The 23,316-nt window shown below is 65.3% G+C and carries 21 protein-coding genes; 9 read left to right on the top strand and 12 right to left on the bottom strand.

Annotated features, from left to right (window positions below; genetic code table 11):
• The first annotated feature begins 128 nt into the window (after nt 1-128).
• Entirely contained in the window at nt 129-1,091 is a 963-nt protein-coding gene (locus ABIA30_RS11080) for a cation diffusion facilitator family transporter (protein ID WP_370065033.1), read from the top strand.
• On the opposite strand, the gene ABIA30_RS11075 is transcribed toward ABIA30_RS11080, so the two are convergent.
• A complete protein-coding gene (locus tag ABIA30_RS11075; protein ID WP_370065031.1) occupies nt 1,088-1,990 on the bottom strand; it encodes a LysR family transcriptional regulator in 903 nt (300 codons plus the stop codon). The two genes, ABIA30_RS11080 and ABIA30_RS11075, sit on opposite strands and share 4 nt — an antisense overlap.
• 92 nt (nt 1,991-2,082) lie before the next feature.
• On the opposite strand from ABIA30_RS11075, the gene ABIA30_RS11070 reads away from it, so the two are divergent.
• The gene (locus ABIA30_RS11070; RefSeq protein WP_370065029.1) at nt 2,083-4,392 is read left to right on the top strand and encodes an FdhF/YdeP family oxidoreductase; all 2,310 of its coding nucleotides are present in this window, start codon (nt 2,083-2,085) and stop codon (nt 4,390-4,392) included.
• Nucleotides 4,392-4,814 carry a VOC family protein gene (locus tag ABIA30_RS11065; protein WP_370065027.1) on the top strand — a complete coding sequence of 141 codons (423 nt, stop codon included), beginning with the start codon at nt 4,392-4,394 and terminating at the stop codon, nt 4,812-4,814. The genes ABIA30_RS11070 and ABIA30_RS11065 overlap by 1 nt, the downstream gene beginning before the upstream one ends.
• Here ABIA30_RS11065 and ABIA30_RS11060 read toward each other — a convergent pair.
• Nucleotides 4,803-5,804 carry an FUSC family protein gene (locus tag ABIA30_RS11060; RefSeq protein WP_370065025.1) on the bottom strand — a complete coding sequence of 334 codons (1,002 nt, stop codon included), beginning with the start codon at nt 5,802-5,804 and terminating at the stop codon, nt 4,803-4,805. The genes ABIA30_RS11065 and ABIA30_RS11060 overlap by 12 nt on opposite strands.
• Nucleotides 5,805-6,089: 285 nt before the next feature.
• Here ABIA30_RS11060 and ABIA30_RS11055 point away from each other — a divergent pair, with 285 nt between their 5' ends.
• Complete coding sequence (locus tag ABIA30_RS11055) at nt 6,090-7,271, top strand: NAD-dependent formate dehydrogenase (RefSeq protein WP_370065023.1); 1,182 nt, start codon at nt 6,090-6,092, stop codon at nt 7,269-7,271.
• Here the strand turns inward: ABIA30_RS11055 and ABIA30_RS11050 are convergent.
• The 6 genes from ABIA30_RS11050 to echA20 form a co-directional block, all read right to left on the bottom strand.
• Nucleotides 7,268-8,992, bottom strand: coding sequence for a GMC oxidoreductase (locus ABIA30_RS11050; protein ID WP_370065021.1), 1,725 nt, complete (start codon nt 8,990-8,992; stop codon nt 7,268-7,270). The two genes, ABIA30_RS11055 and ABIA30_RS11050, sit on opposite strands and share 4 nt — an antisense overlap.
• Before the next feature lie 4 nt (nt 8,993-8,996).
• Nucleotides 8,997-9,824 carry a lysophospholipid acyltransferase family protein gene (locus ABIA30_RS11045; RefSeq protein ID WP_370065019.1) on the bottom strand — a complete coding sequence of 276 codons (828 nt, stop codon included), beginning with the start codon at nt 9,822-9,824 and terminating at the stop codon, nt 8,997-8,999.
• 884 nt (nt 9,825-10,708) lie between these two features.
• The gene (locus ABIA30_RS11040; protein ID WP_370065017.1) at nt 10,709-11,779 is read right to left on the bottom strand and encodes an NAD(P)H-dependent flavin oxidoreductase; all 1,071 of its coding nucleotides are present in this window, start codon (nt 11,777-11,779) and stop codon (nt 10,709-10,711) included.
• On the bottom strand, nt 11,779-12,558 hold the full coding sequence (ipdB, locus tag ABIA30_RS11035) for a cholesterol ring-cleaving hydrolase subunit IpdB (RefSeq protein WP_370065015.1): 780 nt from the start codon (nt 12,556-12,558) through the stop codon (nt 11,779-11,781). The genes ABIA30_RS11040 and ipdB overlap by 1 nt, the downstream gene beginning before the upstream one ends.
• Nucleotides 12,555-13,445 (bottom strand): cholesterol ring-cleaving hydrolase subunit IpdA, encoded by an 891-nt coding sequence (ipdA, locus tag ABIA30_RS11030; RefSeq protein WP_370065013.1) that lies wholly within the window; start codon nt 13,443-13,445, stop codon nt 12,555-12,557. The genes ipdB and ipdA overlap by 4 nt, the downstream gene beginning before the upstream one ends.
• 40 nt (nt 13,446-13,485) lie before the next feature.
• Complete coding sequence (echA20, locus tag ABIA30_RS11025) at nt 13,486-14,241, bottom strand: (7aS)-7a-methyl-1,5-dioxo-2,3,5,6,7,7a-hexahydro-1H-indene-carboxyl-CoA hydrolase (protein ID WP_370065011.1); 756 nt, start codon at nt 14,239-14,241, stop codon at nt 13,486-13,488.
• 57 nt (nt 14,242-14,298) lie between these two features.
• Between echA20 and ABIA30_RS11020 the strand changes: the two genes are divergently transcribed.
• Nucleotides 14,299-15,063: an SDR family oxidoreductase gene (locus tag ABIA30_RS11020; protein WP_370065009.1), complete on the top strand. Its 765-nt coding sequence runs from the start codon at nt 14,299-14,301 to the stop codon at nt 15,061-15,063.
• Between the two features lie 19 nt (nt 15,064-15,082).
• Nucleotides 15,083-15,988 (top strand): SDR family oxidoreductase, encoded by a 906-nt coding sequence (locus ABIA30_RS11015; RefSeq protein WP_370065007.1) that lies wholly within the window; start codon nt 15,083-15,085, stop codon nt 15,986-15,988.
• A 76-nt stretch (nt 15,989-16,064) separates the two neighbouring features.
• Here ABIA30_RS11015 and ABIA30_RS11010 read toward each other — a convergent pair whose 3' ends face one another.
• The 4 genes from ABIA30_RS11010 to ABIA30_RS10995 form a co-directional block, all read right to left on the bottom strand.
• On the bottom strand, nt 16,065-17,405 hold the full coding sequence (locus ABIA30_RS11010; RefSeq protein WP_370065005.1) for a histidine phosphatase family protein: 1,341 nt from the start codon (nt 17,403-17,405) through the stop codon (nt 16,065-16,067).
• Between the two features lie 194 nt (nt 17,406-17,599).
• Complete coding sequence (locus tag ABIA30_RS11005; protein ID WP_370065003.1) at nt 17,600-18,079, bottom strand: nitroreductase family deazaflavin-dependent oxidoreductase; 480 nt, start codon at nt 18,077-18,079, stop codon at nt 17,600-17,602.
• Nucleotides 18,080-18,089: 10 nt separating this feature from the next.
• Nucleotides 18,090-18,476, bottom strand: a complete 387-nt coding sequence (locus ABIA30_RS11000) for a hypothetical protein (protein ID WP_370065001.1) — start codon at nt 18,474-18,476, stop codon at nt 18,090-18,092.
• A gap of 11 nt (nt 18,477-18,487) precedes the next feature.
• Nucleotides 18,488-19,639: a steroid 3-ketoacyl-CoA thiolase gene (locus ABIA30_RS10995; protein WP_370064999.1), complete on the bottom strand. Its 1,152-nt coding sequence runs from the start codon at nt 19,637-19,639 to the stop codon at nt 18,488-18,490.
• 157 nt (nt 19,640-19,796) lie between these two features.
• Between ABIA30_RS10995 and ABIA30_RS10990 the strand changes: the two genes are divergently transcribed.
• From ABIA30_RS10990 to fadE29, 3 genes are read left to right on the top strand one after another with little or no spacing between them, the layout of a single operon-like run.
• Complete coding sequence (locus tag ABIA30_RS10990) at nt 19,797-21,065, top strand: cytochrome P450 (RefSeq protein ID WP_370064997.1); 1,269 nt, start codon at nt 19,797-19,799, stop codon at nt 21,063-21,065.
• Between the two features lie 51 nt (nt 21,066-21,116).
• Nucleotides 21,117-22,148 carry an acyl-CoA dehydrogenase family protein gene (locus tag ABIA30_RS10985; protein ID WP_370064995.1) on the top strand — a complete coding sequence of 344 codons (1,032 nt, stop codon included), beginning with the start codon at nt 21,117-21,119 and terminating at the stop codon, nt 22,146-22,148.
• A gap of 2 nt (nt 22,149-22,150) precedes the next feature.
• Nucleotides 22,151-23,314: an acyl-CoA dehydrogenase FadE29 gene (gene fadE29, locus ABIA30_RS10980; protein WP_370064993.1), complete on the top strand. Its 1,164-nt coding sequence runs from the start codon at nt 22,151-22,153 to the stop codon at nt 23,312-23,314.
• The last annotated feature ends 2 nt before the right edge of the window (nt 23,315-23,316 follow it).

The following is a 23,316-nucleotide window of genomic DNA, read 5'->3' as shown; positions in this document are numbered from 1 at the left end:
TCACCCGTCATGAGCGCCGGTGCCGAACCTTCCCGGCCCGCGCGGTGGTGGCTGCTGAGTGCTCCGCCGCGGCCGGGTCCGGTTGGTACAGCCAGACGACATCTGCGCAGAGCCCTAGTCTTCAGGGCATGAGCGATTCGCGCGACGAGAGCTTTCTGACCGTCGTCGTCGCACTCGGCGCCAACGCGCTGATCGCAATCGCCAAGTCCCTGGCCGCCGCGGCCACCGGGAGCGCGTCGATGCTGGCCGAGTCCGCCCACTCCTGGGCGGACACCGGCAACGAGGTCTTCTTGTTGATCGGCACCCGTAAGTCGAACAAGCCGGCCGACGCCGAACACCGACTCGGCTACGGCAGGGCAAGCTACATCTGGTCGATGTTCGCGGCGTTCGGACTGTTCACCGTCGGCGCAGTGGTGTCGATCTGGCACGGAATCCAGTCGCTGCGCGCCGAAGCCGAGGTGACGTCATACGCCTGGGCCTATGCGGTGCTGGCGGTGTCGTTCGTGTTGGAGGGATCCTCGTTCCTGCAGGCGTTTTCGCAGACCCGCTCAGGCGCGGTGCGGCGACGGATCCATCCGTTGCGCTACATCCGGGTGACGTCGAATCCGATGCTGCGCGCGGTCTTCGCCGAGGATCTGTCGGCCCTGATCGGCCTGGTGATCGCGGCCTGCGGCATCCTGGCCCATCAGCTCACGGGGAAGGCTGTCTGGGACGCCGTCGGTTCGATCCTGGTCGGTCTGCTGCTCGGCTGCGTCGCACTGTTTCTCATCGGGCGCAACATGGACTTTCTCACCGGTGAAGCGGTCACCCCACTCGCCCGCAACAACGCGCTGCGTGCGCTGCTCGAGCACGATGACGTCGAACGAGTCAGCTATCTGCACATGGAGTGGGTCGGTGCGGACCGGATCTATCTGGTCGCCGCGGTCGACTTGGTCGGTGACGCAGCCGAATCCAACGTTGCCGCGCGGCTCAACGTCGTCGCCGACGCGCTACAGGCCCGTCCCGAGATCGTGCGCGCGGTGCTGACCCTGACTCGACCGGGTGACACCACGGCACTGGTCCCCGGCGACCTTCCCGAGTGGTACCGCTAACTCGGGTCTACGGCGACGCGGACAGTTTGCGCGGTCTTCACCAACGCACGGGCCAGGACGGAGCCGGGCTCGGTCGCGCCGGTGACCAGCGCGACCGTGGCAGCCACCGACGGGTCGTCCAATGGCACCACGCGCACCCCGACCGGTGGCCGCAACGTCTGTAGCCAGGTCTGCGGGACGATGCTGGCCCACCGCCCGGTACTGACATGCGCCAGCAGTGACACCACCGAATCCGACTCCAACCGTGGTGTCGCGGTGAGGCCGCGGCCGGCCAGAGCGTCATTGAGGAGCTGCCGGCCGCGCATGCCCGTGTTCAGCAGGCAGAGCGGCAGTTCGAGCGCGTCGGCCCAGGTGATCGGATCGGGGTGGCTGGTCAGCAACTCGCCGCCGGCGATGAGCACCTGCCGCTCCTGGTAGAGCGGGGTGACGAGCAGGTCGGTCGTGTTTTGTCCGTCGGGATAGATGATGCCCGCGTCGAGCTCGAATCGCCGGATGCGTTCCACGATTGTCGCCGAGCGCAGACTGCTCTCCAATTGCACTCGTACCAAAGGGTGTTCGGCACAGAACGGATCTGTCAGCAGCGCCACGGTACTCGATGCGGCCGGGATGACGCCGAGTCGTAGCTCGCCGGTCAGGCCGGTCTGCAGTGCGGTGACCTCGTGGATGAGGGCTTCGTGATCGGCGAGGATCCGGCGTGCCCACAGCACCAGCCGTTCGCCTTCAGGGGTGAGGCCTTCGAAGCTCTGCCCGCGTCGCACCAGCGGAACCTTGAGTTCGTTCTCGAGCTTGCGGATGGCTTCGGACAGCGCCGGCTGGGACACGTAACAGGCCGCGGCGGCGCGGGCGAAGTGCTTCTCGCGGGCGAGCGCGACGAAATATTCGAGCTGACGGAACAGCATGAACTATTCGACCACGAGTGATAGGCACCGCCTATCAGCCTCACGGAAATTGCCCTTGGACTCAGGCGTCACTGGCCGAGCAGACTTGACCAATGACCGACCGAAGCACCGAGCAGCGTACCGACGCCGAGGGCCAAGGCGAACCAGAGTTTCATCCGTACCATCACCCCGCCGCGGGCTGGGGAGCGGCCATCAGCGTCACCAAGTTCCTGGCCCGCGAGCATGAACCCATCGGCGGGCCGCGGGCGATCATGAAGATGAACCACGAGGACGGCGGGTTCGACTGCCCGGGCTGTGCCTGGCCCGACGACATGAAGGGCCTCAAGCTCGACATCTGCGAGAACGGCATCAAACACGTCTCCTGGGAAATGACGCACAAGCGCTGCGGTCCGGAATTCTTTGCCCAACACACTGTTTCGGAACTTGCGACGTGGAGTGACTTCGCGCTCGAGGATCAGGGCCGGCTCACCGAGCCGATGGTGTACGACGCCGAGTCCGACCATTACCGGCCGATCAGCTGGCGAGATGCCTTCGATCTGATCGGCCGCGCACTCGCCGATCTTGATGACCCCAATCAGGCGTCGTACTACACCTCGGGGCGGCTGGGTAACGAGGCCACGTTCCTGTACCAGTTGATGGCCCGGGAACTGGGCACCAATAATCTGCCCGACTGTTCGAACATGTGCCACGAGGCCAGTGGCCGCGCCATGCAGGCCGCCCTCGGTACCGGCAAGGGCACCGTGGATCTCGAGGACTGGGAGGCCGCGGACGCGCTGTTCGTCATCGGCGTCAACGCCGCATCGAACGCGCCGCGCATGCTCACCGCACTGTCCGAGGCCTACCGCCGCGGCGCGCAGATAGTGCACATCAACCCGCTGGTGGAAGCCGGTGCCACCAAAACCATCATCCCGCACGACTTCCTGCGGATGGCGACCTTCAAGTCCACCAAGACGAGCACGCTGAACCTGCAGCCCCGCATCGGCGGGGACATGGCACTGATTCGCGGGATCGCCAAAATTGTTCTGGAACAGGCCGAGACAGATCCCAAAGCGCTCGATGCGGAGTTCATCGAGCGCTACACCGCGGGGTTCGACGCCTACCGGGCCGTCGTCGAGGCCACGTCATGGGACGAGATCGAATACAAATCCGGTGTGCGGCAGAGCGATATCCGCAAGGCCGCCAAGATCTACCGCGATTCCGACCGCAGCATCATCAGCTGGTGTCTCGGTGTCACCCAGCACGAACACGGCGTGGACAGCGTGCGCGAGATCGTCAATCTGCTTCTGCTGCGCGGCAACCTGGGTCGTGAGGGCGCAGGCCCGTCACCGGTGCGCGGTCACAGCAATGTGCAGGGTAACCGCACCTGCGGTATCGATCATCGGCCTGCCCCCGCGTTCCTCGACCGTCTCGCGGACGTATGCGGCATCGACCCGCCGCGAGAACACGGTCTCGACACCGTCAACACCATCGAGGGCATGCACCGCGGTGAGGTCAAGGTCTTCATCGGAATGGGTGGGAACTTCGCCAGCGCAGCACCGGACACCGCGTACACGTTCGCGGGCCTGCAGAAGTGCGACCTCACTGTGCAGGTCAGCACCAAGCTGAACCGCAGTCACGTGATCCACGGGCGTCGCGCCGTGATCCTGCCCTGCCTGGGCCGTACCGAGAAGGACCAGCAGAAGGCCGGCATTCAGTCGACGTCGGTCGAAGATTCGATGAGCATGGTGCATCTGTCGGTCGGGATGAAGAAGCCGGCCTCACCGCACCTGCTGTCCGAGCCGGCGATCATCGCGGGGATCGCGGCGGCCGCGCTGCCCGCCAGCGGTACGCCGTGGAGCTGGTACGTCGAGGACTACGACCGGATCCGCGACACCATGGCCAAGGTGCTCAACGGCTTTGAGGACTTCAACCGGCGGGTTCGGTTGCCTCTGGGTTTCCGGATCAAGCAACCGGCACGGGAGCTGATCTTCCTGACCCCGTCCGGCCGTGCCGAGTTCTCAGCGGCCCAGCTGCCCGATGACAATGTCGCCGCCGGCACCCTGATCCTGGCGACGCTGCGCTCCCACGATCAGTGGAACACCACCGTCTACTCCGATAACGACCGCTACCGTGGCATCAAGAATCTGCGCACGCTGATCTTCATGAATGCCCACGACATGGCGGACCGCGACATCAAAGAGTTCGATGACGTCGACATCGTCGCCACCGCGCGCGACGGTAGCGTCCGTTCCTTGCACCGGTACAAAGCCGTTCCCTACGGCATCCCCCGCGGCAACGCGGCCGGGTACATGCCCGAGATGAACGTCTTGTGTGCCATCGGAGACTTCAGCACGCAGAGCGATCAACCGATCATGAAGAATGTCAAAGTCACTGTGGCCCTGTCTGCTTCGCGGGCCGTCTGATGGGCGAGATCAATGTGACCGTCGCGTCGTGTGTCGTGCGCGTCACCGACCTGAATCGGTCCGTCGAGTTCTACCGCGACATCTTCTCCTGCCGGGTGACGGTTCAGACCGAAGATATGGCATTGCTGTTGACCACCAAAGGTTTCCAGATCTATCTGCAGGTCAGGGAACCGTTCGTGTCGCGGGGTTTCGGGGTGTTGGGGGTTCAGCATCTGGTGTGGTCGACCGACAGTGAATTCGACCTGCAGCAGGTGACCGAGCGCCTGCGGGCATACGACCCGGCGACCTACCTGCACACGGACTCGACGACCGGCCTTACCTTGGTGGACGCCTGTGGACCGGATTTTGAGCGGATCATCATCACCCATCCGAGTCCGGGTGAGCTGCCCCGTGAAGCCATCGCGGACCGGCTACGCGGTTGATTCGGCGCGGCCCGGCATCAGTAGCGCGACGGCAATGGCGGCCCCGACGCCGATGATCGTGTCGATGCCGCGATCGGTCAACAGCGCGAGCGGTGCGGTGGGCCGGGTCAGATCGGTCATCAGCATGATCAGCGGCGTGAAGAAGCCCAACGCCACCGCATGATGGTGGGCCATGAACAGCTCTGTCGGGAACAGCAACGCCATCACAGCGATGGCCAACAGATACGCGTTCGGCTGCGGAATGAGCAGTGCCGCAGCAACTCCGAGACCGATGAAGGTGCCACCTAGGCGATGAATGCCGCGCCGGATGCGACCGCTGGTGTCGACGGCAGCCAACGGACCGGCAGCGGCGGCCATTGCCCAGTTGGCGTGGTCGACCCCGAGGAACAGTCCGGCCGTGCCCGCGACAGCGATGGCAAGTGCGTAGCGGGTCGCGTGGATCAGCACATCGTGTCTGGGCATTGCCGCGGCTATGGGCTGCGATGCCCGCGGCGCGTCCAGGGCGCCGAGCACGATGGACAGCAAAGCCGTTGCCGCACAGATCGATATCGCCGACCATGGCGATACCTGGCCGGCCGGCACCGTGCCGACGGCTCCCAGGGCGAACACGCCGTAGAAGGGCCCCTCGGGTTTGAGCGCGAGGTAGTCCGTCGCCACTGAGCCGAGTGTCGCGAAGAGCGCCGCAGCGAGGACCAGCGTCGCGGGCATGAGTTGTGAATTCGCCAGTGCGACACCGATCGTCACGCCGAGGGTCAAGATTGCTGCCGCCTGACTCTGGTGCACGAGCCGCCGGTTCCGGGGCTCGGCCCGGCCGTACATCCCGGTGATGGCGCCGAATACCGCGTAGATGATCAGATCGGGACGCCCGGCCACCAGCAGCGCCACGCCGGGGACAGCCAGCCCCAGGGCCACGCGCAGTGCCGGCCGATGCTCGCCCGGCGGAGGCGTCATCGCGGTGCGCACCCGCACGTACAGGTCGGCGGCGCGCATGTGGTCACTCCGATCGATCAAACTATCTGGCCGACAACATCAGTCATGCGACACGCGGACCGGCCCGCCCGTCGGCCGGTTACCGCTCGATGCTGCCGCGCAACCGGGTCTGCGGTCAAAGCGGAGTTTCCGAGCGGCCGATCGGCCGCGTCTATCAGCGCAGGGTGCACAGCGTGATCGGCGTGTCCTATCGGCTGGTCGGAATTGCGTCTTGGACGTCGTGGGGATGCCAGGAACAGGCTGGAACTGTACGAAATTCCACTCGTTCATTGATGAGGAGTAACGATGGCCAAGATCTTGTGCGTGCTGTACCCCGACCCGGTAACCGGCTATCCGCCGGTCTACGCCCGTGACTCCATCCCGACCTTGCAGGGATACCCCGACGGGCAGACGTTGCCCACCCCGTCGGCCATCGACTTCACCCCGGGACAGCTGCTCGGCTGCGTCTCCGGCGAACTCGGGCTGCGCCGCTACCTGGAGTCCCAGGGCCACGAGCTGATCGTCACCTCCGACAAGGACGGCCCGGATTCGGTGTTCGAGCGAGAGCTCCATGACGCGGATGTGGTTATCTCGCAGCCATTTTGGCCGGCCTATTTGAATGCCGAGCGAATTGCGAAGGCGCCCAGGCTGAAGCTGGCGCTCACCGCGGGTATCGGCTCGGACCACGTCGACCTCGATGCCGCCATCAAGGCCGGCATCACCGTCGCCGAGGTGACCTACTGCAACAGCATCAGCGTCGCCGAGCACGCCGTCATGCAGATTCTGGCGCTGGTACGCAACTACCTACCGTCACACCAGTGGGTCACCGACGGCGGCTGGAACATCGCCGACTGCGCCGAACGCTCGTACGACCTCGAAGGCTTCGATGTGGGTGTTATCGCCGCCGGCCGGATCGGCCAGGCCGTGCTGCGCCGCCTCGCACCGTTCGAGGTGAACCTGCACTACTTCGACACCCGTCGGCTCCCGGCGGATCTGGAGAAAGAACTGGGCCTCACCTACCACCCGAACGTCCAGTCGCTGGTCAGCTCGGTGGACGTGGTCGACATCCACGCCCCGCTGCACCCGCAGACCTACCACCTGTTCGACGCCAACCTGATCAACTCGATGCGCCGCGGCTCCTACATCGTCAACACCGCCCGCGCCGAGATCACCGTGCAGGAAGACATCGTGACAGCGCTGGAGTCCGGCCAGCTCGCCGGATATGCCGGTGACGTCTGGTACCCGCAGCCCCCGGCCCCCGATCACCCGTGGCGCACCATGCCACACGAGGCGATGACGCCACACATCTCCGGGACTTCGCTGTCGGCACAGGCCCGCTACGCCGCCGGAACCCGCGAGATCCTGGAGAGCTTCTTCGCCAGGACACCGATCCGGGACGAGTACCTGATTGTCGAGGGTGGCGCGCTGGCCGGCACCGGGGCGAAATCCTACACCGCCGACGGCTCGGCCAGCCCGGGCAGTGCCTAGGTGATGTTCCGAGTGCCGGTCACCGGCGTCAGCCGCAGCGCGGCCGGCGCGGTGGCCGGCACTGCCGGGTGGCGCGGCGCAATCGGCTCGAGTCGTCGGTATTCGGTGCCCAGTGGGGGACGGGCATCGGCCTCACCTTTGTTGGGCCACAACGACGTAGCCCGCTCGGCCTGCGCGGTGATGGTCAGTGACGGGTTCACCCCAAGGTTCGCCGAAATCGTCGAGCCGTCGAGGATGTGCAACCCGGAGTAGCCGAATACCCGGTGATACGGGTCGATCACGCCACTGGCCGCGGAATCACCGATGACACAGCCGCCGAGGAAGTGCGCTGTCATCGGGATGTCCAGAATCTCGCCGATGCTGCTGTAGGGCGCACCGTCGATCTCGTCGGCCACGCGGCGCACCGTTTCGTTGGCCGCGGGGATCCAGGTCGGGTTCGGCGTGCCGTGGCCCTGCTTCGACGACAATCGCAGCTTCCCGAACCGACCGCGCTTCGGGAAGAGGGTCAGTGAGTTGTCCTCGGTCTGCATGACCAGTGCGATCACCGTCCGTTGCGACCAATCCTTCAGTCCCACATACAAAGACGCGGCCTGGCCGGGATGGCGCAGCAGTTGGCCAAGCCATTTGAGCCAGCGCGGCACGCGGCCGCCGCCGTCGGTCATCACCGTGGTCAGCAGGGCCATCGCATTGGATCCCTTGCCGTACCGGACGGGTTCGATATGGGTCTTGTCATCGGGGTGGATCGATGACGTGATTGCCACGCCCCGCTGGAATTCGGCGCCGTCTCGCTTGCTGAGTTTGACGCTGGCGGTGCAGAGCGCTTCGGAGTTGGTACGGGTGAGCTCGCCCAGCCGGTCGGACAATCCAGGCAGCGACGCTTGGGCTTTCATGCGGTGCAGCAGCTGTTGGGTGCCCCAGGTGCCCGCGGCGAAGATCACCTCGTCGGCGGTGAACGTCCGGGCGCTGCGTTTGGCCCGCCACGCGCCGGTGCGCACGGTGTCTACCGCGTACCCGCCGGCACGCAGTGGGCGGACGGTAGTGACGGTGGTCAGTGGATGTACTTGTGCCCCGGCCTGTTCGGCGAGGTACAGGTAGTTTTTCATCAACGTGTTCTTGGCGTTGTGTCGGCAGCCGGTCATGCACTCGCCGCATTGCAGGCAACCGCGGCGGCACGGGCCCGCCCCGCCGAAGAACGGGTCCTCGGCTTGCACACCCGGCTCGCCGAAGAACACTCCGACCGGCGTCATACCGAAACTGTTGCTCACGCCCATCTGATCGGCCACCTTGAGCAGCACCCGGTCCGACGGCGTCATGGTCGGGTTGGTCACCACGCCGAGCATCCGCTTGGCCTGCTGATAGAACGGGGACAGCTCGGACTTCCAGTCGGTGATGTGGGCCCAGTGCGGATCACGATAGAACGCATCGGATTTCGGCTCGTACAGGGTGTTCGCATACACCAGTGACCCACCGCCGACACCGGCGCCGGCCAGGATCACCACATCGGGCAGCACGTGGATCCGCTGAATCCCGGTGCAGCCCAGCTTCGGTGCCCAGAACGCCTTGCGCACTTCCCAGTTTGTCTTCGCGAACTCGTCGTCCTCGAATCGTCGGCCGGCTTCCAGAACGCCCACCCGATAGCCTTTTTCGGTCAGGCGCAGTGCCGAGACGGACCCGCCGAAGCCCGATCCGATGACAACGACGTCATAGTGGATGTCGCTCATCGGATTACCCCAGCACCGGGAAGCTGCGGCGCTTGGCCAGGCGGTCCATGCCGGACTGGATGGCGAACTGGACCTCGTCGTAGATCTTGTCGACATAGGCCGCGTCACCGGCGCGCTCTGGGTCGGTGTCCACGTGGATCGGGTCGAGCAATTCGGTGCGGATCTTCGCCGGCAGCGGCAGATGCATCGGGAGGATTTCGACTGCGAGCGGGAACGGGAAGCCGGCGATGATGGGCGCGTTGGCGCCGCGCAGCCGCTTACCCAGCCCGGTCCACTTGGCGATGAACTTCCCCTCTGACAGCACGAAGACAGTGTCGTGACCGCCTACGGTCGCCACCGGGACGATCGGCACACCGGACCGGATCGCTTGCTTCACAAAGCCTTTGCGGCCGGCCAGCACCGCCTGATCACGGTCGCGCCAGCTGCGCATGGCATCCTGCTCACCGCCGGGCCACACCACCACGTCGTGACCGGCGGCCAGCGCGTTGGTGACACCGTCGCGCGATGCCGGGATCACCCCGACGGCCCGGAAGTAGTCGCCGAGCCCGGGCGCACCCATCAGCACGTCGTGCGCGGTGCCGTGCAATGTCCGTTGCCCGTCGAAATGCCGGTACCAGGAGTGCACCAGGGTCCAGGCATCCATGGTCAGCGAGCCGCCGGAGTGGATACCGATCAGCAGCGACGGCTCGTCGGGAACTCGGTGCCAACCGTCGATTTCCAGACGGAAGTAGTGGTCGCACAGGAAATTCCAGACCGGATTCTGCACGTACCGCATGAAGGTCGGGTTCGGGGCTGGCGGCGCGGAGATGGGCGTCGTCGTTGTCGATGTCATAGGTCCTCGTTGGCTGAGTCGGGAGATGTCGCAGCTGGTAAGGGCCTTGCCGCTGCGTTCGCGAATGACGCTACGGAGGTCGACCGCCGGTGCCGACATCTCCAGCGGCCGAAATTTGACGGATCAACTGTGTTCAGAGGCCAAAGGACGATCGGACCGAATTGCCGCCACACGCAGAAGCGTCCCTGTCCAGAAGGACAAGGACGCTAGTGCGCGGGGACTTGTGGCAGGGGAATCAGGCGATGGCCGGCCGGCGGCTCGCGACCGTCCGCACCACTGCGCCGCAGGCGGCGATCAGGACCGGGAAGGTGCCGATGACGAACAGCAGCAGCATCTGGAGGTAGAGCATGATGTCCCCTTCGGGTGATTTGTGAAGTTCGGTGGTCTTTGGCCTGGTCAGTACGTTACGGAGACCGAAAACGCATCACGACGTGCTCAGGCGACGAAGAATTGGCGCTTCGCTGTAGCGAGCGGACAAACTCGCGGGTATCCGGGTGCCAGAGAGGTCAGGCGACTGCGGGGCGGCGGTTCGCGACCGTCCGCACCACTCCGCCGCAGGCGGCGATCAGGACCGGGAAGGTGCCGATGACGAACAGCAGCAGCATCTGGAGGTAGAGCATGATGTCCCCTTTGGGTGATTTGTGAAGTACCAGGTCCCTGGCGTGGGCAGAACGCTACGGAGACCGGAACGGGATCACGATGTACCCAGGCGACCAAGAATCTGAGGTCGGCTGTATCAGGGAAACAACTGGCCGGTAGCACACGTGAGCAGACGCAAAACTGCCCCTTTTCGATCGAAAAGGGGCAGTTTTACGGTTACTTGTCGAAGAGGTATCACCCGCGGGCGGCCGAGGGCATATCGCCGCCCGCGGGGAGACTGGTGGCTACTGGATGTAGCTGGTGGCGGCCTGCAGGTGCTCGATCGCCTCGGCGACGATCTGCGGCACCAGTTCCGCGCAGGACGGCAGGCTGTCGATGATGCCTGCCACCTGGCCCGAAGCCAGCACACCGGCGTCGGTGTTGCCTTCGACCAGACCGGCCTTCAGCAGCATCGGCGTGTTGGCCGCCATGACCACCTGTGACCAGGTGAGGTCCTTGCCGTGTCGCATGGCCAGGCCGTCCTTGACCATCGATGCCCAGCTCATCCCGGACATCTTCTTGAACTTCTGTGCGTTGCCGACGGCGGCAGCGAAACCCCTTACTGGGGAACCGCTTTCGAGCTTTTCCACCAGACCTGTGCGCAGTACCCGGTGCGGCATGCCGTCGACCCGGGTCGACACCACGGTGCCGTCCAGCGCGGCGTCCAGGTACCGCTGCTTGACCGCATCGGGCACCGTCGAGTCCGATGTCAGCAGAAAGCGCGTGCCCATCGCGACACCGGCGGCGCCGTAGGACAGCGCCGCGGCCAGGCCACGGCCGTCGAAGAAGCCGCCCGCGGCGATCACCGGCATACCGGTGTCTTTCACCGCGTCCAGCACCGACGGCAGCAGCAGTGTGGTGGCGATCGGACCGGTGTGGCCACCGCCTTCACCGCCCTGCACGATCACCGCGTCGGCACCCCAGCTAGCCACCTTCTTGGCGTGCTTGGCCAGTCCGACTGACGGAATCACCACGACTCCAGCGTCTTTCAGCTTGGCGATCAGTTCGGGCTTGGGAGCAAGGGCGAAGGAGGCGACTTTGACTCCTTCGCGGATCAGGAGGTCGCAGCGGGCGTCCGCGTCGCCGGCGTCGGCACGCATGTTGATGCCGAACGGCTTATCGGTGGCCGCCTTGACCTTGGTGACGGCGGTCTGCAGCTCGTCGAGCGTCATGGTGGCTGACGCCAGGATGCCGAGGCCGCCGGCATTGGAGGTGGCCGCGACCAGTCGGGCGCCGGCGACCCAGCCCATGCCGGTCTGCACGACCGGGTACTCGATGCCGACCAGTTCGGTCAGCGGGGTCTTCAGCTTGCTCATCAGAGCTTGACTTCCTTGTCGCGGAACGACTTCGGGTCGATGACCTCGCGCAGCAGCTGCAGTTCCTCGGCGGTGGGCAGGCGAGTCTCCTGCGCGCTGTCCAGGCCGTGCACCTCGAAGGAGGTGTTCTCGGCGACCTGCTCGGCAGTGACGCCCGTGTGCAGCGACACTGCGCGCATCTGGTGCTCGGGGCCGTTGAAGTCGAACACACCCAGGTTGGACACCACGCGATAGACGTTGGCGAACCGGAACGCGGGGTTCTCGGGATCAACCTTGTCCCAACCGATTCCGGAGACGATGTCGACCGATTCGGTGAACACGCGCGTGGAGTGGTTGCCCACGAAGTAGCTGGTGGCGTGGTTGATGCTGTTGCCGGGGGCGCCGCGGACGCCGAACATCTGCCGGGTCGGGTGCTGCAGCGGGCCGAAGGCCGACAGGTTCTGGTTGCCATAGCGGTCAACCTGATTCGCGCCCATGACCACATGGCGACGGCCCCACGCCAGCGTCTCGAAGACTCGGTTGAACGGCATCCAGCCCTCGACGGCGAAGGGCGCGCCGATCGCCGGGGTGTCGGCCAGAATTCGGGCCTCGCCGTCGGTCAGCACGATGTCGGGAGAGAAGGTCAGCCGGGCCAGCCGGGCACCCACCTGGACGATGGTGGTCATGGGGCTGGCCATGATTTCGCCTGCGTCACGGAATAATTCGGCACAGGCGACGGCGCAGATGTCACCGCGGGTTGCTGAACCATTTCCCGTCGCTCCGTTCGCCTCGTTACTCACTTGGCTGCCTCCTTCTGGGCCTCGGCGAACTTGCGGACCGCGGCCTGGTAATCGGCTTCGGTTCCGGACAGATAGGTCTTGACGAACTCGGCCCAGGTCTCCTCCGAGCCGGCAGCTTCCGCGTAGTGGCGCTGGAACTTCTCGTCGCGCCGGTAGTCGGGCTCGTTGGTGGTGAAATGGGCGCCGTTAGGTGCCTCGACGACGGTGTCGACCATCATGCGGTTGATGACCTGCTGCTGCGGCACAACCGATTTCACGAGTTCTTCGGTGGAGACGATCTTCTCGACCGACAGGTGCCGGCGCTTGGCCGACATCAGGAACAGGTCGTCGAAGTAGGGGTCGATGCCGGTGTAGGCGGCATTGCCCTTCACATCACCGAGGTTCATGTGCACGAACGCGGCGTCGAGGTTCAGCGCCGGCATGGCGACGAGCTCCTCGTAGCCATCACCGGTCGGGTAGGGGGACTTGACGGTCTTGAGCTCGTCGCCCCAGAACGCGCGGACGTCGCTGCCCAGGCCGGCGCGGATCGGCAGGAACGGAAGGCGTTGCGCGGCAGCCTGAAGTCCGCAGCGCAGCATGCCCTCATCCATCTCGCGGGCCTCGATCGCGCCGGAGGTGCGGGCCTTGGCGAACCACGGGTCGTAGAACGGCGGCGAGTCCAGCGACACGAAGCCGTAGTAGACGCGCTTGACCTTGCCTGCGGCACACAGCAATCCGAGGTCCGGGCCGCCGTAGGTCACGACCGTCAGGTCGGTGACGTCAGTGCGCAGCAGTGCGCGGATGAACGCCATCGGCTTGCGGCGGGAACCCCAGCCGCCGATGCCGATGGTCATGCCGCTTTCGATCTCGGCGACCGCCGCTTCGAGAGTTGTTGTCTTGTCGGTCATTTCTTCCCCGCTCGCTGCGCTCGTGCCCGCCGAATCATTTTTATTTGGCTCCCTTATTGGTCCCCGCGAATTCGTCGCGGTGCTCGTCGGACACGCCGGACAGGTTCAGTTCGAAGGTGAAGCCCTGCTCCATGCGGTAGCGCGCGTTGACGGGCTGCACGTCGATGAAGTTCAGCGCCTCCTTGGCGGCGCGGATAACGCGGGTGTCCTTGCTGGCGATGTCGCGCGCGACGCGCAGTGCGGCCTCGTCGAGCTCTTCGCGCGGCACGACCTCGTGTACGGAACCGAAGTGCTGCAGCGTCGTTGCGGGCACGGTGGCGGCGGTGAAGAACAGCCGGCGCATCATGTGCTGCGGGACCAGGCGGGACAGGTGCGTCGCCGCGCCCAGGGCGCCACGTTCGACCTCGGGCAGACCGAACTTGGCATCGTCGGAAGCCACGATGACGTCCGAGTTGCCGACCAGGCCGATGCCGCCACCGACGCAGAAGCCGTTGACCGCCGCGATGACCGGGACCTGGCATTCGTACACCGCGCGGAACGCCTCGTAGCAGCCGCGGTTGGCGTCGATCAGCGCGCCGAAGCCCTCGGTGTTCTGCATTTCCTTGATGTCGACACCGGCATTGAAGCCACGTCCCTCGGCGCGCAGGATCACCACGTGGGTGCTCTTGTCGCGCCCGGCCGCAGTGATCTGGTCGGCCAGCTCGAACCAACCTGCCGACGGGATGGCGTTGACCGGCGGGTAGTTCACGGTGACCGAGACGATGCCCGGTTCGACTGTCTTGGTGGTGATGGTCATCAGTCACTTCCTGGGGGACGGGTACCTAAGCAAGCACTTGCTTGGTACGCTAGCACAGTGACTGCTGGAATCAATCTGCAATTGGCCGGTCGGGTGGTGCTGGTCACCGGCGGCGTACGTGGCGTCGGAGCGGGCATCAGCGCGGTGTTCGCCGAGCAGGGCGCGACCGTCATCACCTGCGCGCGGCGCGAGGTCGAGGGGCTGCCCTACGAGTTCCACGCCTGCGACGTCCGCGACGACGCCGCGGTCAAGGCGATGATCGACGCCATCGTCGCCAAGCACGGCCGGCTGGATGTCGTGGTCAACAACGCCGGCGGCTCGCCGTTCGCGCTGGCCGCTGATGCCTCGGCCAAGTTCAGCACCAAGATCATCGAGCTCAACCTGATTGCGCCGCTGCTGGTTTCGACGCATGCCAACGCGGTGATGCAGCAGCAGGATTCCGGCGGCGTGATCGTCAACATCTCCAGCGTCAGCGCCCACCGACCCACCCCGGGTACCGGTGCCTACGGTGCGGCGAAGGCCGGCATCGACAGCCTGACCACCACCCTGGCGGTGGAATGGTCGCCCAAGGTCCGGGTGAACTCGGTCGTGGTCGGCATGGTCGAGACCGAACAATCCGAACTGTTCTACGGTGACGCCGAATCCGTCGCAGCCGTAGCCGCCACGGTGCCACTCGGGCGTCTGGCCAAGCCCGCCGATATCGGTTGGGCAGCAGCGTTTTTGGCCTCTGAGGCCGCGTCGTACATCAGTGGTGCGGCCCTCGAAGTGCATGGCGGCGGCGAGCCGCCGCATTACCTCGACGCCTCCAGCGCGAACAAATAACGAAAAAGGAGACACAACAATGGGTTTGCTCGACGGCCGGGTGGTCATCGTGACGGGTGCCGGCGGCGGAATCGGACGTGAGCACGCGCTTGCGTTCGCCGCCGAGGGGGCCCGGGTCGTGGTCAACGACATCGGGGTCGGCCTCGACGGCTCACCGGCCGGTGGCGGCAGCGCCGCGCAGAATGTGGTCGACGAGATCGTCGCCGCCGGTGGCGAGGCCGTTGCCAATGGTTCGAATGTCGCTGACTGGGCGCAGGCAGAGGCCTTGATCCAACAGGCCGTCGACGCCTTCGGCACGCTCGACGTGTTGGTGAACAACGCCGGCATCGTGCGTGACCGCATGTTCGCCAACGCCACCGAAGAGGAATTCGACGCGGTCACCGCGGTGCACCTCAAGGGGCACTTCGCCACCATGAAGCACGCCGCCGCGTACTGGCGGGCCAAGGCCAAGGCCGGTGACACAGTGGACGCCCGCATCATCAACACCAGCTCGGGTGCCGGCTTGCAGGGCAGCGTCGGCCAGGCCACCTACAGCGCCTCCAAGGCCGGCATCGCTGCGCTCACGCTGGTGGCCGCCGCCGAGATGGGTCGCTACGGCGTCACCGTCAACGCCATCGCGCCGTCGGCCCGCACCCGCATGACCGAGACCGTCTTCGCCGACATGATGGCCACTCAGGACGCCGCCTTCGACACCATGGCAGCCGAGAACATCTCGCCGTTGGTGGTCTGGCTGGGCAGCGTCGAGTCGCGTGATGTCACCGGCAAGATGTTCGAGATCGAAGGCGGCAAGATCCGCCTCGCCGAGGGCTGGGCGCACGGACCGCAGATCGACAAGGCTGCCAAGTGGGATCCGGCCGAGCTGGGTCCGGTGGTGGCCGATCTGCTCAAGCAGGAGCGCCCCCCGGTTCCGGTCTACGGCGCGTAAGCCGTCGGCGCACTACAAAAAAGGTTCCCCCAGAACGAGATTCGTTCTGGGGGAACCTTGCTTTCACCCGGTGGGCCTACTTGCTGCCCCCGTGGTGCCCGCTCGGGCTGCCGGATTTACCCGAGCTGGAGGTACCCGATGCGGCACTGGCGCTGGCCGCGCCGTTGCTGCCGCTCTTCTTGCTGCCCGACTTCTTCTTCGGCGTGTCCGTTTTGGTGTCGGAACCGGTGGCGTCGTCGGACTTGTCGGTCTTCGCGCTGACTGCCGTCGGAGACTCATCGGCACCCGACTTCTGCGATGCCGCAGTCGGGTTCGAGTCACTGGCGTGGGTCGGCTTGGTGGCGGCCGCCGACACCGGATTTGAGCCGGCGGTGGATTTGACTGCTGTCTTGGTCGCCGCGGCCGCGACGGTCCCGGACGACGCGGCGATCGGACTGCCGGCGATGCCCAGGGTCGAGCCCGACGGCGGGACGGAAACGCCGGCCGGCGGTGCGGCCGCCTTGATCAGCGTGCCGGTCGTGATGGAGTTGACCACGCTCTTGACCACGTTGATCGGGAAGTTGACCACTGCCTTGACCGTGTTGAACACGCCGCTGCCGATGGCCTTGGCGATGGTCGAGATGTTCAACGTGCGCAGGGCCTGGGTGAAATTGAACAGTGCCATCTGCGGGGTGGCGATCAGATCGCGGACGTTGACCATCAACTTGGTCAGCAGTGCCGGGTTCTGAGTGACCGCCTGGCCGCCCCAGCTGACCAGCGTCCAGCCGTCGGTGGGGTTTCCGGTGACGGTGACGGTATCGGTGTTGCTCAGCGGATGCTTCAGCATCAGGCTCAGGTCCGGGTTCTTCACGTTCATCAGGGTCCACGCCATGATCGCCAGGCCGTGGGAGAAGGCCACCGGATCGGCGCCGCCATTTTTGTAGATGGTGTCGACGGCGCCGCTGAACCGGGACTCGAAGTTGGATCCGGTGGCGTCGGCAGAACCGAGCATCGGCACCGAATACAGGCCCAGACTCCACGCCACCGGGATCAGCGCGTAGAAGATGCGTTCGATGCCGGAGTTCTGCGGTGCGCCTTCCAGGAAGCCGGCCTGCACCTCATGCAGGCCGTTCAGTGTGGTCGGGGTCAGACCGGTGTCGCCCGCGAACGGTGCCGCGGTCTGCTGGGTCCGGACCATGTTCGAGTCGTAGATGCTGGTGTAGTGGATGCCGTCATTGGCCAGTGCTGTTCCGATGGCGGTGGCCTGCGACTGGCCGTTGGGGGTCAGATCCGGGCCGGGGATCTGGGTGTTGATGCAGCATGACGTGTTGCCGTACGACTCACCGTGCCGGACGAAAGTAATGGTGATGTCGGTGGCGGCCCAGGCGGTGAACGCCGACGCGACGAACATTGCCATGGCGGTCAACATGATTGCCATGGCCTTGAGTGGCCGTCTCAGACGTGCACTTGGTGCTTGCGAACTGGCGGAATTGCGTGGCATAGGCGACTCCATCTGTAACCCGCGGCAAGGTGGGTGTACCCGCTACGGTTCGTGTGCGTGGAGTCACACTATGTACAGATTGAAAGATCTGTCTAGTGAACGGCGTCAATATACTGGCCGAACCGCAAAGGTCAGGCTGGATCGCAGATGACGATCGGGATTTCCCGGTCGGTGTAGGACCGGTAGTTGACGAAATCGGGGTACATGGCGTCGAGCTTCGGCCAGTACTCGTCACGTTCGGCAGCCGTGGCGTCTCGCGCGACGAGTTGCAGGACGTCGCGCTTGGTCTGGAATGACACTGCGGGGTCGGCCTGCAGGTTCAGGTACCACATCGGGTTGGTGGCCCGGCCGCCCTGCGAAGCGACCAGCACGATGCGCGAACCCTCCTGCAGGAACAACAGTGGGCTGTCCCGCTTTTCGCCGGTCTTGCGGCCGGTCGTGGTCAGGATGCCGACTTCGGCGCCCCGCAGGAACTTGTCGCCGAGGCGGCCGCCGGACTTCTTGAAGATCCAGGTCTGCGCGCGCGACATCCACTTGATCGCGGTGCCGACGCCGTCGGAATTGAGCGACTCGATCTGCTTGGGACTGAGTGCGCGAGGCTGATTGGCCACTGGGAAATCCTTATCGGCGGATGAACGGCACGATCTTGGCATTGATGTGGTGGATCTTGGGGGACCCGCTGGAATCTTCCGCCGGGATCACGAAGATCTCGTCCACGTGTGAGCACACCCTTCGGCCGAAGAGTCGCGGCTTGGTCAACACGTCGAACTTGGCCCGGACGTTGTCGCCCTCGACGGTGAATTCCGGCGCCGTGGTGCCTTCGATGATCTTGAACTGTGGCCCGCGTTCCAGGCTCCGGCGCAGGTGATCGGCATTGCGCCCGGTCTTGATACCGACTTCGATGCGCTGACAGTCCGGCGTGAACGGGATGTCGGCGGCCCGGTGAGTGGACAGTGAATCGATGTAGGACTGGGCGGCGGCGATACGTTCGGCATCTGAAAAAGACACAGCGAAAGTCCTTAGATGCGTTCGATGATGGTGCCGGTCGACAGCGCCCCGCCGGCACACATGGTGATCAGCGCGGTCGACTTGCCGGTGCGCTCGAGCTCGTGCAGGGCAGTGGTGATCAGGCGCGAACCGGTGGAACCGACGGGGTGACCCAGGGCGATGGCGCCGCCGTTGACGTTGACCCGGTCCATGTCGGCCTTGTGCACCTGGGCCCAGGACAGGACCACGGAGGCGAAGGCCTCGTTGATCTCGACCAGGTCGATGTCGGCCATGGACATGCGAGCCTTCTCCAGCACCTTGGCGGTGGACTGCACCGGGCCGTCGAGGTGGTAGTAGGTCTCGGCGCCGACGTTGGCCTGCGCAATGATCCGGGCGCGGGGCTTGAAGCCGAGCGCCTTGGCCTTGTCCTCGTCCATCCACAGCACCGCGGCGGCGCCGTCGGAGATCTGCGACGAGGTGCCGGCCGTGTGAATGCCGCCTTCCATCACTGGCTTGAGCGTGGCGAGACCTTCCAGCGTGGTGTCGCGCAGACCCTGGTCGCGGCTGACCAGGTTCAGCTCGGCCGTCGGCTGCTTGTTCTCGTCGATGACCGGAGCCTGGATCGGCGAGATCTCTCGGTCGAACCGGCCCTCGGCCCAGGCCTGCTTGGCCTTGGCCTGCGAGGCGAAGCCCAGTGCGTCGACGTCGGCGCGGGTGATGCCACGGCGCTTGGCGATGCGCTCGGCGGCCTCGAACTGGTTGGGCAGGTCGATGTCCCACGACGCGGCACGTGCGCCACCGCCGTTGGCGCCCAGGGGGACTCGGCTCATGGCCTCGATACCGCAGGCGATGCCGATGTCGATGGCGCCGGTGGCGATCAGCCCGGCGATCAGGTGATTGGCCTGCTGGGCGCTGCCGCACTGGCAGTCGATGGTGGTGGCGCCGACATGCTCGGGCAGCCCGGCCACCAGCCAGGACTGGCGGGTGATGTTATTGCCCTGCTCGCCGTACTGGGTGACGCAGCCGCCGATGAGCTGCTCGACGTCACCGGCGTCGATGCCGGCCTTCTCGACGAGGGCCTTCTGGGTGGCACCCAGCAGTTCGGTGGCGTGCAAGCCGGACAACCAGCCATTGCGCTTTCCGATCGGGCTGCGGGTGGCTTCGACGATGACAGGATTACCCATGAGGTCAGGCTAGAACACGTTTCATTAGTCTGACAAGCAAGGATCTTGAGGTGCCTTTTATCTGCGGTGAAGGCATGTTTCAATGGTCGCAATAGGAACTAGAAGGATTTGTCTCAGGACCCTCGTTCTGCGGCGCTGCATTCCCCGAGGAGAACTTATGCCTTGCCCGATCTCGTCCGAATTCGACTTGCTGGACGCCAACCTCAACCTCGAGCGGCTGCCCGTCGAGGAACTTGCCGAGCTGCGCAAGTCCGAACCGGTGCACTGGGTGGACGTGCCGGGAGGCACCGGTGGCTTCGGTGACAAGGGCTATTGGATCGTCACGAAGTACGACGATGTCAAAGAGGTCTCCAAGCGCAACGACATCTTCGGCAGTTCGCCCGACGGCGCCATCCCGATATGGCCGCAGGAGATGACCCGCGACGCCGTCGACCTGCAGAAGGCCGTGCTGCTCAACATGGACGCCCCGCAGCACACCCGACTGCGCAAGATCATCTCGCGCGGTTTCACCCCGCGCGCCGTCGGTCGCCTGCAGGCCGAGCTGGCCGAGCGCGCCCAGAAGATTGCCGAGACCGCCGCGGCGTCTGGCTCCGGTGACTTCGTCGAGCAGGTCTCCTGCGAGCTCCCACTACAGGCTATTGCCGGTCTGCTCGGTGTCCCGCAGGAGGATCGCGACAAAATCTTCCGCTGGTCCAACGAGATGACTGCCGGCGAGGACCCTGAATACGCCGATGTCGATCCGGCGATGTCCTCGTTCGAGCTGATCACTTACGCCATGAAGATGGCAGAGGAGCGCAAGGCCAACCCCACCGACGACATCGTCACCCAGCTGATCGAGGCTGACTTTGACGGCGAGAAGCTCTCCGACGACGAGTTCGGCTTCTTCGTGGTGATGCTCGCGGTGGCCGGCAACGAGACCACCCGTAACTCGATCACCCACGGCATGATCGCCTTCTCGCAGAACCCCGAACAGTGGGAGCTGTACAAGAAGGAGCGTCCGGAGAGCGCCGCCGACGAGATCGTCCGTTGGGCCACACCGGTTTCTGCGTTCCAGCGCACCGCGCTTGAGGACACCGAGCTCGGTGACGCGCAGATCAAGAAGGGTCAGCGGGTGGTCATGTCCTACCGTTCGGCCAACTTCGACGAGGATGCGTTCCCGAACCCGCACACCTTCGACATCCTGCGCAGCCCGAACCAGCACGTCGGCTTCGGCGGCACCGGTGCGCATTACTGCATCGGCGCCAACCTCGCGCGCATGACCATCAACTTGATCTTCAACGCTGTCGCCGACCACATGCCCGATCTGAAGTCGATCGGTGAGCCGGAGCGGTTGAAGTCGGGCTGGCTCAACGGGATCAAGCACTGGCAGGTTGACTACACCGGCAAGTGCCCCGTCCAGGCCGGCGAGCCGGCCACTCAGGCCTGAGCTGACCGCGGACCGCGCTCAATCCCTTCGTTCGAATCAAGGAGGATTCGGGTGGATTTCACACCGAACCCGGAACAGCAGGCTGTCGCCGACGTGGTGAACTCCGTGCTGGAACGGGAAAATACCTGGGACGCACTGGTTTCCGGTGGCGTCGTGGCGTTGGCTGTACCGGACCGCCTCGGCGGCGACGGGCTCGGGCTGCTGGAGGCGGCCACCGCGCTGACCGAGATCGGACGACGCGGCACCATCGGTGCTGCGCTGGCCACCATCGGTCTGGGCCTGGTGCCGCTGCTGGACCTGGCCTCCGAGGCGCAGCAGGACCGTTACCTGGCCGGGGTGGCCAAGGGCGCGGTGCTCTCGGCTGCCCTGAACGAGGCCGGCGACCAGCTGACGGAGAACCCCTCGACCAGCCTCGCCGGCGGCAAGCTCAACGGCACCAAAATCGGTGTGCCGTATGCCGAAACGGCGCAGTGGCTGCTGGTCACCACCGACAACGGGGTGGTCGTCGTGTCGCCCAAGGCTGCCGGAGTGAGCATCACCAAGACCCCGACGGCCAACGGCTCGGACGAGTACGTGGTGACCTTCTTCGACGTCGCGGTGGCCGACGACGATGTACTCGCCGGTGCCACCGTGGCCCGGGTCAACGAGTTGGCATTGGCCATGATCGGTGCGTTCGGTGCCGGTCTGGTGGCCGGGGCGCTGCGACTGACCGCCGATTACACCGCGACCCGTGAGCAGTTCGGCAAGCCGCTGTCCACCTTCCAGACCGTGGCCGCGCAGCTCTCCGAGGTCTACATCGCCTCGCGGACAATCGATCTGGTGTCCACTTCAGTGGTGTGGCGACTGTCCGAGGGACTCGACGCCGCCGAGGATCTGGCCATTCTGGGCTACTGGCTGACCTCGCAGGCTCCGCCGGCCATGCGGCTGTGCCATCACCTGCACGGCGGCATGGGTATGGATATCACCTACCCGATGGACCGCTACTACTCCTCGATCAAGGACCTGAACCGGTTGCTCGGTGGTCCGTCGCATCGTCTGGACTTGGTGGGTGCCGGACTGGGCGAGCAAAGCGACGGGAAATAAGCATGTACATCGAACTGACCCCGGAACAGCGCAAGCTGCAATTCGAACTGCGCGAGTATTTTTCGACGCTGATCACGCCCGAAGAGGCGGCGGCGATGGAGTCCGACCGGCACAACGACGCCTACCGCACCGTGATCAAGCGGATGGGCAGCGACGGCAAGCTCGGTGTGGGCTGGCCCAAGGAGTACGGCGGCCTGGGCTTCGGCCCGATCGAGCAGCAGATCTTCATCAACGAGGCCAACCGTGCCGACATCCCGTTGCCGATGGTGACGCTGCAGACCGTGGGCCCCACCCTGCAGCTGCTGGGTACCGAGGAGCAGAAGAAGAAGTTCCTGCCCGGAATCCTTTCCGGTGACGTGCATTTCGCGATCGGCTACTCCGAGCCCGATGCCGGCACCGACTTGGCCTCACTGCGCACCACCGCGGTGCGCCACGGTGACGAGTACATCGTGAACGGCCAGAAGATGTGGACCACCGGTGCGCACGACGCCGACTACGTCTGGTTGGCCTGCCGTACCGACCCCACTGCGGTGAAGCACAAGGGCATCTCGATCCTGATCGTCGACACCAAGGACCCGGGCTACTCGTGGACCCCGATCATCCTGTCCGACGGCGCCCACCACACCAACGCGACGTACTACAACGACGTGCGGGTGCCCGCCGACATGCTCGTCGGCGAGGAGAACGGTGGCTGGAAGCTGATCACCACCCAGCTCAACCACGAGCGAGTCGGCCTGGGTCCCGCGGGTCGAGTGGCCGGCATCTACGAACAGGTACGCACCTGGGCGTCCGAGCCGGGCTCGAATGGTGTTGTGCCGCTCGATGATCCGGAGGCCAAGCGGCTGCTCAGTCAGATCAAGTCGATCTGGCGGCTCAACGAACTGCTCAACTGGCAGGTCGCATCATCCGGCGAGAACATCGCCGTCGCCGACGCTGCAGCAACCAAAGTCTTTTCCACCGAACGCATTCAGGAAGTCAGCCGACTGGCGGAGGAAGTCGTGGGCCGCTTCGGCAACCCGGCCGACAAGCACACCGCGCAGCTGTTGCAGTGGCTGGACACGATGGCCAAGCGCAACCTGGTCATCACCTTCGGCGGCGGGGTAAACGAGGTCATGCGCGAGATGATCGCGGCGTCCGGCCTCAAGGTGCCGCGGGTTCCGCGGTAAGA

The organism is Mycobacterium sp. MAA66 (assembly GCF_041261665.1).
GTDB lineage: Bacteria > Actinomycetota > Actinomycetes > Mycobacteriales > Mycobacteriaceae > Mycobacterium.
Note: the sequence above shows the minus strand (reverse complement) of the source record. Positions and strands in the feature narration are given on the sequence as shown.